This is a genomic window from Nostoc sp. (assembly GCF_036917135.1).
Taxonomy (GTDB): domain Bacteria; phylum Cyanobacteriota; class Cyanobacteriia; order Cyanobacteriales; family Nostocaceae; genus Nostoc.
This window is the reverse complement of record NZ_JBALEA010000061.1, coordinates 178189-188485: the sequence shown is the minus strand read 5'-3', so window position 1 is coordinate 188485 and position 10297 is coordinate 178189. Positions and strand designations below refer to the sequence as shown.

Here is a 10297-nt window from a genome sequence, read left to right as displayed (position 1 = left end):
CAAGTCCATTCATTGAAAACACAAGTCCATTCATTGAAAACACAAGTCCATTCATTGAAAACACAAGTCCATTCATTGAAAACACAAGTCCATTCATTGAAAACACAAGTCCATTCGTTGAAAACACAAGTCCATTCGTTGAAAACACAAGTCTATTCATTGAAAACACAAGTCCATTCGTTCACTTGCTCAGTGGCGTGGTGTTGAAGTATGGCAAAGACAGTCGGGAATATGAGATGAAAGGCATCGCGGCTCGTTTCCTTGTCGTTTAACAATAAGTTGCTATAGTGCAGAAGTGGAATGAAGACCCGAAGGTGGGCGCACTCTGCACTCGACAGGATGACTACAACATCTTTTTTGCGACGATGCGGAAATCGGGGAAAGATAATTCTGGGGAGAAGATGTGGCGCAAAATTTCATCGTCTACTTCACCGCCTGATGACGAACTGGGCGAATTGATGCCGCCTTCTCCGGTGCAGCGAGTGGTGGGGGTGGAGGGCGATTTTTTGCAAGATGTTCACTGTCATTTAGTGGTGGATCATGATTTGTATAACCACGAAGGACGGACGGAAGACGGCATTGCGGAAGCGTTTATTGAGTTTGCCAAAAAGGAGAAGCTCAGTTTTTTTGAATCTAGCCCATCTGTTGCGCCGTTTGATGCTGTGCGGTATCAGCAGTTAATGGATGGGCTGGAAGCCGTTGAATTAAGTTTGAGTGAAGTAGTTAAGCACAATATCACTTTTAGGGTTGATAGTGAATTCTTCGAGACTAAGTATCTTGAAGTTGAGCAAGCTATTAATTCTAAAACCAACACTCTTGCAAGCTGGATTACTCAAGGGCCAAATCCTAATTTCTCGTCGGAAGATGAAAGTGGTGTCCATTGCCTTAATGGAAGAAATATTGCTGGAGGAACTGTTACTTATGAAGGCTCTGATTATGTGTCAGAGTCTGAATATGAAAATTTAGAGAGATTTCAAATAAAGAAGAATGATATTTTAATCACACTTAAAGGTTATGGATCTATTGGTAAAATAGGTTTTGTAAATACAGATAAAAAGTCAATTTTTAGTAGAGACGTAGGCATTATTAGATTAAAGAAAAACACAATTAATCCAGCCTATTTATTTGTATTTCTCCTAAGCAAGCATGGAATTTTAACTATAGATAGAGGAAACACTGGAGGGACAGGTCAGCGAACCTTAACAACAACTTATTTAAAGAATATGTATATTCCTAGATTTGAATTTGAGGATTTTGTTGGTAAGTTTGTTCGTACATCAGAAGAACTTTTTGAGCAATCAAGTCTGATCTATCAACAAGCTGAGGATTTGCTGTTGTCAGAGCTTGGCTTGAAGAACTGGCAACCCACGGAAGAAACCGTTGCCGTCAAGAGTTTTTCTGAGTCGTTCCTGTCCTGCGATCGCCTCGATGCTGAGTATTACCAGCCAAAATTTGACCAACTCATTGAACGACTTGAAGAGAAAGTTGAACTAACGCCCCTCGGTGATTTACTTACCCTCAATCAACGAGGAAAACAACCTCAATATATTGAAGACGAAGACGAGTATGAGTTAGGTTTACCTGTTGTTAATTCCAGGCACGTTCGAGAAGGTGAAGTAATCCTGACAGACAATCGCTATGCTTATCTACAAGAAAGCAATAATCCGCTTACAATTCAAACTGATGATGTTCTAATCAACGGTACAGGTATTGGCACAAGTGGACGCTGTGCGCCTTATCTCTACGAACAAGAAGCTTTGCCAGATAACCACGTCACTATTCTTAGAACTGATTTACTTGACCAGGTTTATCTGTCGATTTACCTCAATAGCGTTATTGGAAAGCTATTCGTTGAAAAGTATTTCAAAGGTTCATCAGGGCAAATTGAGCTATACCCCAACGAAATTGCTCAATTTCAAGTTTGGGATGCGCCAGATTCCGTTCAGCAGAAAATCAGAAGCAAAGTTGAAGTCTCTCACCAAAAGCGGGAGCAATCCAAGCAACTGCTAGAAATTGCTAAAACAGGAGTAGAACGAGCGATCGAAACTGACGAAGCGACAGCAACGGCTTGGATCAATCAGCAACTTGAAGCCTTGGGCATTAACCTAACCACTACTACTTAACATCTTGGAATAGCAATGAAAGCAGTTAAAGTCATGGCAACGATTAATGAGCAAGGACAACTAACCTTAGATCATCCTCTCATAACAGATCAAAACAGCCGCGTAGAAGTTATTATTTTAATTCCAGAAGAGGAAGTTCTAGATGATCAATCTCAAGCAGAAGTCTTAGCAGATTTCCGGCAAGCTTGGCACGAAGCCATGACTGAGCAAACTATCCCGGTGGCTCAACTTTGGGAAGGGCTGGAAAATGACTGATCAGCCTTTCATTCAAGTTGAAGCTTCGCCAACATTCAACCGAAATATACGCGCTCTTGCCAAGAAGTATCGCAGTATTCGGAATGATATACAACCCGTCATCGAACAACTTGAACAGGGAGAGTTGCCAGGAGATCAAATACCTGGTGTTGGTTATGCGGTCTTCAAGTTAAGAGTCCGAAATAGCGACACTCAAAAAGGTAAAAGCGGTGGCTATCGTCTGATTTACTATGTCAAGACAGCAACGGGAATTATTTTGCTGACTATTTATGCAAAATCTGAACAAGTCGATATTGCCGCAGATGACATTCAGAGCATCATTACAGAATCGGATTAAAATGTGAGCAGAATATTGTGTTTATCTCAACTCATACCTATGCAAATTACCCTTAACCTTGATGAATCTCTCCTTAACGAAGCCTTACAACTCACCAACTTGACTACTCAAGAAGAACTAGTGAATTTTGCTCTGCAAGAACTTGTGCGTTCACGAAGTGACTCTTCTGAAACGTCGCGCCGCAAGAAAAACCTTTTCGACCTCGCTGGACAAATTCAGTTAGTCCCAGACTTTGACCACAAAGCTCTGCGCGAAACTCGTCATGCTGCTGATTGATACATTAGTTTGGATAGTCGTCTTCCGCGATCGCTTGGAAAAAAACGGAATTCGTTATGCTTCACATCAGGCGTTGCTGAATTTAAATATGAAATTTAAAAATCAACTCTTCTGAACTCTTACTCTCTGCGTGATACAAATTCATATTTCCACTCAGCAACGCCTAAAGTCGTTTATATAGCATGATTGTAGGTTATGGCAGAATTCGTGAGAGGATGATTTCTGTGCAATCACCGCTCTCGTCTTCATGCCAACAAATGATTCTGAATTTCAAGCTCAAGCTCAGAGAATTCTAGATGCGATCGCCTTGATTCCCTTTGAACAATGCCAATCCTTGATCCGTGATTTCGCAAGCATTCCGGCTCGTCCTGGCATCTATGCAATCAGGCACAGGACTCAGGGATTGCTGTACATCGGTAAAACCAAGAGCTTGCGGGGGCGTTTCAGTGGTGGATACAAAGCTTTTTTGTGGGCGTGGCTCGATAAGTATAACGATGAAGATGTGCGAATCGCAGTGCAATTAATTTCACATTGGGAAAACCCTACGTTACTATTGGAGCTAGAAGCCATTATTTTAAGAGCCACAGAACCCCCTTACAACGTCCAAATTCCAACTCAAAGGTAGTAAAGCTATGCAAGCCAAACTCCAAGAGCAACTTTCCCTCAATGATGCCGAAGTTATTTTAGGATGCTTACCTGAACGAATTCGCGCCGCTCTAATTGCTCGTGCTACTGAAATTGAATATCCAATCGAAGCAGTTATTGAGATGGCAATTGCAAGTTTTCTCGACACAGAGGCGTTGGGTTTTGCAGATTGCAAGCCAGGGCGTGGACAATAAAACCGTCAACTGGCGATCGCAGGCGGGCAGGAGTGGCGAAAGATATTGGTGTGGATAAAGAGGTTACTTACAGCAGATCAACCGAAATATTAGAAGCCGACGAGAAATGCGATCGCTTGGAGAAAAACGGAACTCGTTATGCTTCCCGTCAAGTTATGCCAGCGATGATTAAAGCCGTCTTTGACAACCTTCTCCACTCCGCACTCAATAATATGCGAACATAATTAAGTTGTAGCTGACTACCTGCACAGAGATTTAAAATGGATACCATTGCAATCCCTGTTCTGAATCGCCCAGTAGATGCCACGGTCGAGATTCCTGTTTCTAAAAGTATTACCAATCGGGCATTACTCGTCGCGGCCTTAGCGCCAGGTGACTCGATTTTAGAAAATGCCTTATTTAGTGAAGATTGGCATTTGCTGTCACTGGCTTAAAGGTTCCAGGCATTGCAATAAAAGACCCTGGTTGTACAGCGAAAACTTCTCCCGATTACTTTACTCGATTTTTCCAAAAGTTAGAACAATAAAAGGTGAATTGCAATGTCAAATATTCGAGAAGGAATGCCCGTACTTGTCCGTCATGAAGGAGATTGGGTAGGAACTTATACAGTAGTTGATACAGCCGGAAAAATCCTCGACAAGTATGAGTCTCACTTAACTTGTCAATTTCCCGAAAATGGCCCTCATCCCTACTACCAAATCAATCGTTATAAATGGTCTGATGGTAAACGAGAAGAGTATGAATTTCCAGGAATCTATAAAGATAATAAGCTTTGGTTTGACACCGATCGCATAGACGGAAAAGCCTGGGAAGCCGATGACTCGATTGTTATTTTGTGGTTTAGTTATAAGACAAACCCAGAAATGAGTTTATATGAAATGATCTACATTAGTCCCGACAATAACAATCGTGCCCGCACTTGGCATTGGTTTAAAAACAATCAAATCTTTCAACGCACCCTCATTCAAGAAGAACGGCTAAAATAGTAATTTCTCCCCTCAAAGATAAAGCCTCATTATATTACCTCCCTTTATTTTCAAGTCAGTTATTGCACCCCACAGGCCAGTTGCTTCTCCCAAAATGAGAAAAGGAGAAACAACTGGCTTCCCCTTAATTAATGCCCTTTCAGCCTACGGCGATGGTAGACAAAGCCTAGCTTTGGCGGCGTGGGGTTCTCCGGGTTTAATAATTAATCAAACGTATATGATATAATTCTCGTCTCAAATCTCAACTTAGTAAGGTACACCCATGGCCAAAGGTGACAAAATAAACTTTTCTACCCCTAGTGGGTTTCCAGAATTTCTACCTAGCGAAAAGCGTCTAGAATTATATTTGCTAGATATCATCCGTAGAGTTTTTGAAAGCTATGGATTTACGCCCATTGAAACACCTGCTGTAGAACGTTTAGAAGTGCTACAAGCTAAAGGTAATCAAGGCGATAATATTATTTATGGAATTGATCCCATACTGCCACCAAATCGACAAGCCGAGAGAGATAAATCGGGTGAAACTGGTTCAGAATCAAGAGCTTTAAAGTTTGATCAAACAGTTCCTTTGGCGGCGTATATTGCCCGTCATCTGAATGAATTAATCTTTCCCTTTGCCCGTTACCAAACAGATGTAGTTTTTCGAGGAGAACGGGCAAAAGATGGGCGTTTTCGTCAGTTTCGTCAGTGTGATATTGATGTAGTTGCTCGTCGTGAACTCAGCTTGCTCTATGATGCTCAGATGCCTGCAATTATCACTGAGATATTTGAAGCAATTAATATTGGTAATTTTCTGATTCGCATCAATAACCGTAAAGTTCTTACTGGTTTCTTTAAGTCAGTAGGAATTGCTGAAAATCAAATTAAATCTTGTATTGGTATTGTTGATACTTTAGAAAAAATTGGTGAGAATAAAGTAAAACAAGATTTAGAAAAAGAAGGTATTTCAGTAGAACAGGCGCAAAAAATTATTGAATTTATCAAAATCGATGGTTCCGTTGATGAAGTCTTAGATAAACTTAAGCACCTCGCAGAAAATCTGCCAGAAACCGAGCAATTGAGCTTGGGAATCACCGAATTAGAAACGGTAATTGCAGGCGTGCGTAATCTCGGAGTTGCCGAGAATCGTTTTTGTATTGATTTATCCATTGCCCGTGGTCTTGATTACTATACCGGCACAGTTTACGAAACAACCCTATTAGGACATGAAGCTTTAGGTAGTATTTGTTCTGGCGGTAGATATGAAGAATTAGTTGGGGTATTTTTGGGCGAGAAGATGCCTGGTGTAGGCATTTCTATCGGATTAACTCGCTTAATTAGCCGCTTGTTAAAAGCTGGGATTCTTAATACCTTAGCTGCTACACCAGCCCAAGTGATGGTAGTGAATATGCAAGAAGATTTAATGCCTACTTATTTAAAAGTTTCTCAACATCTGCGTCAGGCAGGAATTAATGTGATCACTAATTTTGATAAGCGTCCCTTGGGTAAACAATTTCAATTAGCAGACAAACAAGGAATTCAATTTTGCGTAATTATTGGTTCTGAAGAAGCAGCAGCGCAAAAGTCCTCGCTGAAAGACTTGAAAACAGGTGAACAAGTAGAAGTGCTACTAGAAAATTTGGCTGAAGAAGTTAAAAGAAGGCTTACTTAAAATTTGATTTATCCATTACCGACTGTCTATTAAGATGCGTTACAGCTTCCGCCTCACACACCTTACTTATTTGGGAGTTTTTTATGAGTTTTTCGGATCTCCCTAATCTCTGGGTTCCTCTAGCACTTTTAGGTTTAATTGTGATAGCTGCTGTATTTTTCAGCCGCAGTAGTTGAGTAGCATATCAAGAATTACCGCACCGAAAATCTTCATGAATGGCGACTACTTGGTACGATAAAGTACAGAGTCTCACAACTTAACTCAGAAAAGGAATGCGTATATGGGAAAAGGGAGATTAGAAGCATTCAGTGATGGGGTGATTGCCATCATTATCACAATTATGGTGCTGGAAATCAAAGTGCCGCATGGATTCGATTTAGCCGCGCTGCGTCCGCTAATCCCAGTATTTCTGAGCTATGTGCTGAGTTTTATTTATATCGGCATCTACTGGAACAATCACCATCACCTATTACAAGCAGTCCGACACGTTAATGGGCGTATCCTTTGGGCTAATTTGCATTTGCTGTTTTGGTTGTCGCTAATCCCCTTCGTCACTGGCTGGATGGGTGAAAATCACTTTGCCGCCATGCCAGTTGCTCTTTATGGTACGGTGTTGTTGTTGAATGCGATCGCTTACTTCATTCTTACCCGCGTCCTGATTTCTCACCACGGTAAGGATTCGACTTTAGCGATCGCAGTCGGTGAAGACTTGAAAGGAAAAGTATCGGTGGTGTTCTATGCTGTGGCAATTCCACTTGCCTTTGTCAACTCATGGTTTGCCTGTGCATTGTACGTTTTAGTCGCGGTAATCTGGCTGATCCCTGATCGTCGCATTGAGAAGACTCTCATTTCCTGAACGAATTACGAATTACCTATAAGTGCAATAAGGGAGCTATGCTAATAAGATGTGAAATCTTATTAACTCTTTCAGGTAGAGCAAAAACCATAAGAGTATTGAGTGTAGTTTTTTCAATCCCCCCAGTCTTAGGTTCTCGATGACCTATCTTCCATAGAATAATCGCCCTACTTGTGCAAAGTATCTAAAAAATATTTAAGCCACTTTTAACGGTTTCTGAGGAAAAGTAATTGGCTCTGGTAAAGTTTTTTCTTGCTCTTCATACCATTCAATCAGAGACTTAATCACTTCTTGCCCGTGTTTAGCGGCTTCTTCATAACTTTTACCATGAGTGTGGAATTGCTGCCAAGGGAATTCCGGTAAGTGTACCAAGTAGCAATTATCCTCATCTGACCATTGAATTACCATACTATAGCGATCGCTCATTATTCTTCCTCTATTTCTTCTACTTTTTTCAAAACACAATTGACTTGGCTTCCAGAGTTAAAGTTGAGTAATTGAAACTGTGGTTATTACCTAAAATGTCTTTATGGTATAGAATAATTTTTTTACTTAGTTGCAAGTAGAGTTAGAATATGGCACTGCCCATTCCTTCTAGCTAGGGGGCATTGTCTAACTACTTTCAAATAACACAGTAATAATGCATTGGAAGCAACTCCTGACACCAAAAAGACTTGGCAAGACTGACGCAGAAAATCTCCAGTTTGATCGTACTCCCTTTCAAAGAGACTATGATCGCCTAGTTTTTTCCTCACCTTTTCGTCGTCTCAAAGATAAAACTCAGGTTTTTTCTCTGTCCACAAATGATTACATTCGTACTCGCCTCATTCATAGCCTTGAAGTGTCTTGTGTCGGTCGCTCCCTTGGCAGGATAGTGGGTGAGGCAATTGTAAAAAAATACGACTTTAATCAGGATGGGTTACGTGCTTCAGACTTTGGTGATATCGTATCTGCTGCTTGTCTAGCTCATGATATTGGGAATCCTCCTTTTGGTCATTCTGGAGAGGATGCTATTCGTACAGGATTTGAATCGTGGTACAACACTGTTAATCATGTAGGAGAAGAACTTCTCAGCAAGTCCCAAAAAGATGACTTTGATTCATTTGAGGGTAATGCACAAGGCTTTCGTATTCTAACCAAGCTTGAAATGCCACCCAGAAAAGGCGGAATGCAACTAACCTGCCCAACTTTAGCTGCCTTCACAAAGTACCCTAGAGAATCTTCTCTACCAAAATCTATTTTTAACGGTTACTCAGGTAAAAGTGTTAAAAAATATGGTTTCTTCCAGGCAGAAAAAGATTTATTTGCTGAAGTAGCAGAAACGGTTGGTCTAATTCGTCGTCATGATAATGCAGCATGGTGGTCTAGACATCCGCTTGCTTTTCTTGTTGAAGCAGCAGATGACATTTGTTACTCCATTGTTGATGTAGAAGATGGCCATCGTATGGGTTACATCCCATTTGACAAAACGAAGGAATTACTTAACGTAGTTGCAAATATTGTAAATAAAGATATCCAAGAACATGGTGAAAGCAATACAGAAATAGTTAAGCGATTGCGGGCTTTAGCTATCAATAATCTCATAAATGAGGCAAGTGAGATTTTCCTGAGACATGAAGAAGATATACTTTCTGGAGAGTTTGATAAGGACTTGTTATCTCTAAGCACTTATGCAAATCACCTAGAAGAAATTGGAAAGGAAACTCGCGCAGCTGTTTTCCAACATCCTGATGTTGTTAGTATCCAGATTGCTGGGTATGAAGTTTTAGGAAAATTATTTGCTGAATTTGTGAATGCTGTCCTGCACAATAGTAAGAAAGGCAATTTGGTCTATCATATGCTTCCCAAAGAATATAATAATCCGAATTCAGACGAAGATACCTATAACAAAATTCTTAGAGTTACAGACTATATCTCCGGTATGACTGATTCTTACGCTACCAGTTTATTCCAACAATTTAGCGGTATTTCTTTGGGATAAAGTGACAGCGATCGCCCCTTCCACCTTCCCACAATACTTCCACCTTCCCACACTAATTTAGATAAAATCACTCTGGTGCTAGTTAACCCTCCCTAAATCTGATGAAAAGCGATCGCTCTTGTTTTTGCTCCCTTTGATATTTCCCTAATTAGGTTAACCAAACTCTCTAACTATCGTTGCCATCGGCAAAAATAGTGAAAGTTCATTGTCTTGAAAAGGAATAAACTCATACTTGAGATAAAATTCCTTTGCCTGAAAATCGATAGCATCAACTCTCACAGCATATATTCCAATTTCTTCAGAAGCACGAACAGCACGATAGAGAGCATCAACTAACAATTCGCCTCCCAAACCTTGTCCTTTAACCGAATTATCTACAGCTAATCTCCCAATCAGCATTGCTGGAATCGGATAGGCTGGCATTCCACTCTGATAAGATTCTGGTAAGGATTCATACTCAATAACGCTAGCACTGACAGTATAATAGCCATCAATATTCAAGCTTCCTGATGCCGGAATTGCTACAAATGTTTTAGCAATTCCTTTAATATGATTTTGCCGTGCATATTTCTTGAGATAATCATTCAAAATTGCATAACCACAATCAAAAGAATCTCTTCGATATTTTTTATCAATTGCTACAAAATTCCATTTTGCCTCACTATCACTTGTCATACTTCTGTTTATATTTGTGAATAGCAGATTTGAGTTTTCCCTTCAGTTCTGGGGGGTTTTCCATTACTGACATAAACAAATCTCTATCAAGATTAGAAAGCACCAGCTTTTCATTCGCATCTATATCTTGCTTCGCTACTGGCAAAACATGAAAAAGTGTATAAGCACTCAAAGAAATTCCTTTCAGACTCGCAGCACGTTCTAATAGTTCTTTTTGTTCTTGGGTGACTCGTAAATCGATACGGCAATCTTTTGCAGATGATGTTTCTGACATGGCTAATTCCCACCTTTAGCTGAGTCTATATTTACAGCATAGCT

The 10297-nt window shown here is 40.4% G+C and carries 15 protein-coding genes and 2 pseudogenes; 14 read left to right on the top strand and 3 right to left on the bottom strand.

The window, feature by feature from the left end; translation table 11 throughout:
- The 13 genes and pseudogenes from V7K50_RS18825 to V7K50_RS18765 all read left to right on the top strand — a co-directional run.
- A pseudogene (locus V7K50_RS18825) lies at nucleotides 1-272 on the top strand (hypothetical protein); the annotation flags it as partial.
- Nucleotides 273-287: 15 nt separating this feature from the next.
- On the top strand, nucleotides 288-2123 hold the full coding sequence (locus tag V7K50_RS18820) for a restriction endonuclease subunit S (protein ID WP_334962592.1): 1836 nt from the start codon (nucleotides 288-290) through the stop codon (nucleotides 2121-2123).
- A gap of 15 nt (nucleotides 2124-2138) precedes the next feature.
- The gene (locus tag V7K50_RS18815) at nucleotides 2139-2378 is read left to right on the top strand and encodes a type II toxin-antitoxin system RelN family antitoxin (protein ID WP_334962590.1); all 240 of its coding nucleotides are present in this window, start codon (nucleotides 2139-2141) and stop codon (nucleotides 2376-2378) included.
- Nucleotides 2371-2715 (top strand): type II toxin-antitoxin system RelE/ParE family toxin, encoded by a 345-nt coding sequence (locus tag V7K50_RS18810; RefSeq protein ID WP_334962588.1) that lies wholly within the window; start codon nucleotides 2371-2373, stop codon nucleotides 2713-2715. The genes V7K50_RS18815 and V7K50_RS18810 overlap by 8 nt, the downstream gene beginning before the upstream one ends.
- 39 nt (nucleotides 2716-2754) lie before the next feature.
- A complete protein-coding gene (locus V7K50_RS18805; protein WP_334962586.1) occupies nucleotides 2755-2991 on the top strand; it encodes a type II toxin-antitoxin system VapB family antitoxin in 237 nt (78 codons plus the stop codon).
- Nucleotides 2978-3106: a hypothetical protein gene (locus V7K50_RS18800; RefSeq protein WP_334962584.1), complete on the top strand. Its 129-nt coding sequence runs from the start codon at nucleotides 2978-2980 to the stop codon at nucleotides 3104-3106. The genes V7K50_RS18805 and V7K50_RS18800 overlap by 14 nt, the downstream gene beginning before the upstream one ends.
- 132 nt (nucleotides 3107-3238) lie before the next feature.
- Nucleotides 3239-3616, top strand: a complete 378-nt coding sequence (locus V7K50_RS18795; protein WP_334962582.1) for a GIY-YIG nuclease family protein — start codon at nucleotides 3239-3241, stop codon at nucleotides 3614-3616.
- A gap of 7 nt (nucleotides 3617-3623) precedes the next feature.
- Nucleotides 3624-3830 (top strand): hypothetical protein, encoded by a 207-nt coding sequence (locus V7K50_RS18790; RefSeq protein ID WP_334962580.1) that lies wholly within the window; start codon nucleotides 3624-3626, stop codon nucleotides 3828-3830.
- Nucleotides 3806-4054: a hypothetical protein gene (locus V7K50_RS18785; protein ID WP_334962579.1), complete on the top strand. Its 249-nt coding sequence runs from the start codon at nucleotides 3806-3808 to the stop codon at nucleotides 4052-4054. Before V7K50_RS18790 ends, V7K50_RS18785 begins: the two co-directional genes overlap by 25 nt.
- A gap of 36 nt (nucleotides 4055-4090) precedes the next feature.
- Nucleotides 4091-4240, top strand: a pseudogene (locus V7K50_RS18780) (3-phosphoshikimate 1-carboxyvinyltransferase); the annotation flags it as partial.
- A 129-nt stretch (nucleotides 4241-4369) separates the two neighbouring features.
- Nucleotides 4370-4816, top strand: a complete 447-nt coding sequence (locus tag V7K50_RS18775; RefSeq protein WP_334962576.1) for a DUF3598 family protein — start codon at nucleotides 4370-4372, stop codon at nucleotides 4814-4816.
- Between the two features lie 262 nt (nucleotides 4817-5078).
- Complete coding sequence (gene hisS, locus V7K50_RS18770; RefSeq protein WP_334962574.1) at nucleotides 5079-6467, top strand: histidine--tRNA ligase; 1389 nt, start codon at nucleotides 5079-5081, stop codon at nucleotides 6465-6467.
- Nucleotides 6468-6747: 280 nt separating this feature from the next.
- Nucleotides 6748-7323 (top strand): TMEM175 family protein, encoded by a 576-nt coding sequence (locus V7K50_RS18765; protein WP_334962572.1) that lies wholly within the window; start codon nucleotides 6748-6750, stop codon nucleotides 7321-7323.
- Nucleotides 7324-7518: 195 nt separating this feature from the next.
- Here the strand turns inward: V7K50_RS18765 and V7K50_RS18760 are convergent, their stop codons facing one another.
- Nucleotides 7519-7749 (bottom strand): type II toxin-antitoxin system HicB family antitoxin, encoded by a 231-nt coding sequence (locus V7K50_RS18760; RefSeq protein ID WP_334962571.1) that lies wholly within the window; start codon nucleotides 7747-7749, stop codon nucleotides 7519-7521.
- A gap of 214 nt (nucleotides 7750-7963) precedes the next feature.
- Here V7K50_RS18760 and V7K50_RS18755 point away from each other — a divergent pair, with 214 nt between their 5' ends.
- Nucleotides 7964-9304 carry a deoxyguanosinetriphosphate triphosphohydrolase gene (locus V7K50_RS18755; protein WP_334962569.1) on the top strand — a complete coding sequence of 447 codons (1341 nt, stop codon included), beginning with the start codon at nucleotides 7964-7966 and terminating at the stop codon, nucleotides 9302-9304.
- A gap of 153 nt (nucleotides 9305-9457) precedes the next feature.
- Here V7K50_RS18755 and V7K50_RS18750 read toward each other — a convergent pair whose 3' ends face one another.
- The gene (locus tag V7K50_RS18750; RefSeq protein WP_334962567.1) at nucleotides 9458-9979 is read right to left on the bottom strand and encodes a GNAT family N-acetyltransferase; all 522 of its coding nucleotides are present in this window, start codon (nucleotides 9977-9979) and stop codon (nucleotides 9458-9460) included.
- Entirely contained in the window at nucleotides 9969-10253 is a 285-nt protein-coding gene (locus V7K50_RS18745) for a type II toxin-antitoxin system TacA family antitoxin (protein ID WP_334962565.1), read from the bottom strand. Before V7K50_RS18745 ends, V7K50_RS18750 begins: the two co-directional genes overlap by 11 nt.
- Nucleotides 10254-10297: the final 44 nt, after the last annotated feature.

What these genes read in the sequence shown, in the direction of transcription:
- V7K50_RS18810 (WP_334962588.1), top strand. Translation starts at nt 2,371, where the DNA reads ATGACTGATCAGCCTTTCATTCAAGTTGAAGCTTCGCCAACATTCAAC.
- V7K50_RS18805 (WP_334962586.1), top strand. Translation starts at nt 2,755, where the DNA reads ATGCAAATTACCCTTAACCTTGATGAATCTCTCCTTAACGAAGCCTTA.
- hisS (WP_334962574.1), top strand. Translation starts at nt 5,079, where the DNA reads ATGGCCAAAGGTGACAAAATAAACTTTTCTACCCCTAGTGGGTTTCCA.
- V7K50_RS18800 (WP_334962584.1), top strand. Translation starts at nt 2,978, where the DNA reads ATGCTGCTGATTGATACATTAGTTTGGATAGTCGTCTTCCGCGATCGC.
- V7K50_RS18745 (WP_334962565.1), bottom strand. Translation starts at nt 10,253, where the DNA reads ATGTCAGAAACATCATCTGCAAAAGATTGCCGTATCGATTTACGAGTC.
- V7K50_RS18760 (WP_334962571.1), bottom strand. Translation starts at nt 7,749, where the DNA reads ATGAGCGATCGCTATAGTATGGTAATTCAATGGTCAGATGAGGATAAT.
- V7K50_RS18750 (WP_334962567.1), bottom strand. Translation starts at nt 9,979, where the DNA reads ATGACAAGTGATAGTGAGGCAAAATGGAATTTTGTAGCAATTGATAAA.
- V7K50_RS18795 (WP_334962582.1), top strand. Translation starts at nt 3,239, where the DNA reads ATGCCAACAAATGATTCTGAATTTCAAGCTCAAGCTCAGAGAATTCTA.
- V7K50_RS18755 (WP_334962569.1), top strand. Translation starts at nt 7,964, where the DNA reads ATGCATTGGAAGCAACTCCTGACACCAAAAAGACTTGGCAAGACTGAC.
- V7K50_RS18790 (WP_334962580.1), top strand. Translation starts at nt 3,624, where the DNA reads ATGCAAGCCAAACTCCAAGAGCAACTTTCCCTCAATGATGCCGAAGTT.
- V7K50_RS18815 (WP_334962590.1), top strand. Translation starts at nt 2,139, where the DNA reads ATGAAAGCAGTTAAAGTCATGGCAACGATTAATGAGCAAGGACAACTA.
- V7K50_RS18775 (WP_334962576.1), top strand. Translation starts at nt 4,370, where the DNA reads ATGTCAAATATTCGAGAAGGAATGCCCGTACTTGTCCGTCATGAAGGA.
- V7K50_RS18765 (WP_334962572.1), top strand. Translation starts at nt 6,748, where the DNA reads ATGGGAAAAGGGAGATTAGAAGCATTCAGTGATGGGGTGATTGCCATC.